This window comes from Aquabacterium sp. UBA2148 (genome assembly GCF_002328915.1).
In the GTDB taxonomy this organism is placed as follows: domain Bacteria; phylum Pseudomonadota; class Gammaproteobacteria; order Burkholderiales; family Burkholderiaceae_C; genus Aquabacterium; species Aquabacterium parvum.
Genome location: NZ_DCXA01000244.1, coordinates 4,982 through 8,059, shown reverse-complemented (window position 1 = coordinate 8,059; position 3,078 = coordinate 4,982). Strand labels below are relative to the sequence as shown.

The 3,078-nt window shown below is 67.7% G+C and carries 4 protein-coding genes; 2 read left to right on the top strand and 2 right to left on the bottom strand.

What is annotated here, in order from left to right:
* The first annotated feature begins 76 nt into the window (after window positions 1-76).
* Complete coding sequence (locus B2W70_RS13630) at window positions 77-697, top strand: chalcone isomerase family protein (RefSeq protein WP_286746470.1); 621 nt, start codon at window positions 77-79, stop codon at window positions 695-697.
* A complete protein-coding gene (gene xerD, locus B2W70_RS13625) occupies window positions 684-1,643 on the top strand; it encodes a site-specific tyrosine recombinase XerD (protein WP_414631069.1) in 960 nt (319 codons plus the stop codon). The genes B2W70_RS13630 and xerD overlap by 14 nt, the downstream gene beginning before the upstream one ends.
* 42 nt (window positions 1,644-1,685) lie before the next feature.
* Here xerD and B2W70_RS13620 read toward each other — a convergent pair whose 3' ends face one another.
* Window positions 1,686-2,576 carry a ferritin-like domain-containing protein gene (locus B2W70_RS13620; protein ID WP_058087233.1) on the bottom strand — a complete coding sequence of 297 codons (891 nt, stop codon included), beginning with the start codon at window positions 2,574-2,576 and terminating at the stop codon, window positions 1,686-1,688.
* Window positions 2,577-2,618: 42 nt separating this feature from the next.
* Window positions 2,619-3,078 (bottom strand): undecaprenyl-diphosphate phosphatase (locus tag B2W70_RS13615; RefSeq protein WP_286746469.1); only part of this gene is annotated, 460 nt, incomplete at its 5' end.

Here is a 3,078-nt window from a genome sequence, read left to right as displayed (position 1 = left end):
AGCCGATTGTGTGTCCCCACATTCAAACGGTCCTGGCGGGCTGCTAGGCTGCCTTTCACCCAACAAACACCGCTGCATGCTGAATTTTTCCTGGCGCCTGCGCGCCACCCGTCACCTGGCCTGCACCGCGCTGCTGGCCCTCGTCGCTGGCACCTGGGTCGGGGCATCTCCCGCCATGGCGGCCAGCCTCGAAGGGCAGACTTTCGAGGACACGGCGGTGCTGTCCGATCGCACCCTGCGCCTGAATGGACTGGGCTTGCGCGGCGTGGCCTGGATCAAGGCCTTTGTGGCCGGCTTGTATCTGGCCGCCCCCACGAAGGACTCGGCACAGGTCCTGAGCATGCCGGGCCCCAAGCGCCTGCGCCTGAAGATCATGCTCGACGCGCCCAGCAACGAGCTGACCAAGTCGCTGACCAGCCGCATTGCGCGCCACGAACCGGAGCCCGTGCAGGCCCAGATCGGCGCCCGGCTGCAGACCCTGGCCTCCCTGATCGACGGCTTGGGCGAGCTCAAGGTGGGCGACACCGTTGACCTCGACTTCCAGCCCGACCGAGGCACCGTGCTGCGCTTGAACGAAAAGCCCATCGGCCAGCCCGTGGCCGGCGATGACCTGTACCGGGCGGTGCTGAAAATCTTCGTCGGCGAGCACCCGGCCGACAAACGCATGAAAGAGGGTTTGCTGCGTGGCGGTGTCTGACGACGCCAGCGGGGCGCCGGGCGGCACAGGTCAGCAGACCGACTCGCTGCCCGCGCCGACCGACCCTGTCGTCGATCGGTTCGTCGATGCCATCTGGCTGGAAGACGGCCTGAGTGACAACACCCTGGCCGCTTACCGCCGTGACCTGTCGGCCCTGGTGAGTTGGCTTTTCGGGCATGCGGGGCGCACCTTGCTGCAAGCCTCGGAGGCCGACCTGCAGGCCTACATGCTGGCCCGTCACGGCGAGTCTCGTCCAGCCTCGGTGGGGCGCCGCCTGAGCGTTTTCCGGCGGTTCTACCGCTGGGCCATCCGCGAACACCTGTGTCAGGCCGACCCGACCGTGCGCATGGATGCCCCGCGCCAGCGCATGCGCCTGCCCGGCACCCTGACCGAAGACCAGGTCGAGCAACTGCTTGCCGCCCCCGATCCCCACGAGCCCCTCGGCCAGCGCGACCGCGCCATGCTCGAGCTCATGTACGCCAGTGGCCTGCGCGTGAGCGAGCTCGTGGGCTTGCGCACCGTGCAGGTCAGCCTGGATGAAGAGGTGCTGCGCGTGACAGGCAAGGGCAGCAAGGAGCGCCTGGTGCCTTTTGGCCAGGAGGCCAGCGGCTGGTTGCTGCGCTACATGAGCGAGGCCCGCCCACAGATCCTGGGAGAAGGCCGCAGCAGCGAAGACCTGTTCGTCACCGCTCAGGGCCATGCCATGAGCCGGCAGATGTTCTGGAAGCTCATCCGCAAACACGCCATGCACGCGGGCATCACCCAGCACCTGTCGCCGCACACCTTGCGGCACGCCTTCGCCACCCACCTGCTCAACCACGGCGCTGATTTGCGCGTGGTGCAGATGCTGCTGGGCCACGCCGACATCTCGACCACCCAGGTCTACACCCACGTGGCGCGCGAGCGGCTGAGGCAGTTGCACGCGCAGCACCACCCGCGTGGCTGATGCACCGGGGTGTCCTGGCTGCGGTTCAGGCGCCTCGGCAGCTCAGTCGGTGCCCAGCAGAAATGCCATTTCTTCTTCGGTGAACCCGGCTGCTTTGCGCGCCGCTTCGTTGAAAGGCGGGCGCAAGCGGGGTGCCTCGAATTCGCGCACCAGCCGAGGGTAGAGCGTCACGGCGTCGAGCCCGCGCTCCTGGCACAGGTGGTGAAACCATCGGTTGCCGATCGCCACGTGGCCAACCTCGTCACGCAGGATCAAGTCAAGGATCTCGACCGCGCGCAAGTCGCCCGCACGCGTGAGCTTGTCCTGGATCAGCGGCGTGGCGTCCAGCCCGCGGGCTTCCAGCGTGCGCGGCACCAGCGCCATGCGCGCCACGATGTCGTGCCGCGTCTTCTCGCACATGCTCCACAGGCCATCGTGGGCATCGAAGTCGCCGTAGTCGTGCCCCAGGCTTTGCAGGTGCTCGCGCAGCAGGCTGAAGTGCAGCGCCTCCTCGGCGGCCACACGAAGCCAGTCGCGGTAGAAGGCCTCGGGCATGCCCGCGAAACGCCAGACGGCGTCGAGCGCCAGGTTGATGGCGTTGAACTCGATGTGGCAGATGGCGTGCAGCAGCGCCGCGCGCCCATCCAGGGTGAAAGGGCTGCGCGAGGGCACGTCCTTGGCGGGCACCAGCCGGGGCAGGGCAGGGCGGCCCGGCATGGCGGTTTGCTGCGCCTCGCTCAGCGTCAGCACCGCCAGCCGCACGGGCTCGGACCACGCGTTGTCACCACTCGGGTGTTGCGCTGTGCGCGCAGCTGATGGCGCCACCAGGCAAGCCGAAGCTTCTTCAAACAGCACTCGTGCCTGGGCAGCTTTGCGTGCCGGATCGGGCTCGAGCAGTGCGTCGAGGGCCCGGTGTCGGATGCTCGGGCGATGCGGCGGGCTCTGAGGGCTCATGCCCCCGATTGTCGCAGCCCTGACATCGGGCTGGCCCAGGGCTCACTCGTGCCAGCTCACCCAGCCGAAATGCGCCGTCACCAGGATCAGGATGCCGAAAGCGATGCGGTACCAGGCGAAGGGCACGAAGGTGTGGCCGGACACGTAGCGGATCAGCCAGCGCACGCACACCCAGGCCGACAGGAACGCAAAAACCAGCCCGGTGGCGAACAGCGGCAGGTCATCCCAGGACAAGAGCGCGCGCTCTTTGTAGAGGCTGTAGATGCCAGCGCCCACCAGGGTCGGGATGCCCAGGAAGAAGCTGTAGTCGGTGGCCGCCTTGCGCGACAGCCCCATCAACATGCCGCCGATGATGGTCGCGCCCGAGCGGCTGGTGCCCGGCACCATGGCCAGGCACTGGATCAGGCCGACCTTGATGGCGTCGACAAAGCCCAGGTCGTCGATGGTCTCGACGCGGGCCTGAGGTTGACGCGCTGCGATGCGCTCGGCGATCAGGATGATT